Source organism: Sphingobium cupriresistens (assembly GCF_004152865.1).
Classification (GTDB): Bacteria; Pseudomonadota; Alphaproteobacteria; order Sphingomonadales; family Sphingomonadaceae; genus Sphingobium; species Sphingobium cupriresistens.
Genome location: NZ_SEOO01000154.1, coordinates 1 through 560 on the forward strand (window position 1 = coordinate 1; position 560 = coordinate 560).

Consider the following 560-nt stretch of genomic DNA (forward strand, 5'->3'; position numbering starts at 1 on the left):
CTTGGATACCGAGGACTTGGAGATGCCAGTCATGCCCATCGCCTGCACCAGTTCATCGACGCGCCGGGTGCTGACGCCGGCGATCCATGCTTCCTGGATCACCGCGACCAGCGCCTTCTCGACGGTCTTCCTTGGCTCCAGAAAGCCGGGAAAGTAGGCGCCGGTCCGCAGTTTGGGGATCTTGAGATTGAGCGTGCCGAGCCGGGTGTCGAGACTGCGGTCGCGGTAGCCATTGCGCCAGGTCGTGCGATCGCCGGAACGCTCGTGCCGGCCGGCGCCGACCAAGCCATCGACGTCGGCCTCCATGATGATCTGTAATACGTTCTCGGCGATCGTGCGCAGGAAATCTCCATCTCCGGTCTTCGCCATCAGCTCGGCAAGCGGTAATCTATCGTCGGTCATCGGGATCAACTCCTCGGTGGGCGTGTGAAGTGTGGTAACTCCACCTTACCGATGAGCCCGGTGGCCACCGAGATCGAATTCGCATGGGTGGGGCATGCCCCACCCATGCGATCGCCTCAATCTACACCGGAAATTACACCACGAGCGCGGACGCTAAC

At 61.8% G+C, this 560-nt stretch carries 1 protein-coding gene; it reads right to left on the reverse strand.

Annotated elements, in window-relative coordinates:
* On the reverse strand, positions 1-402 hold a 402-nt coding region (locus EWH12_RS22090), incomplete at its 3' end, for a transposase (RefSeq protein ID WP_207212487.1).
* Positions 403-560: the final 158 nt, after the last annotated feature.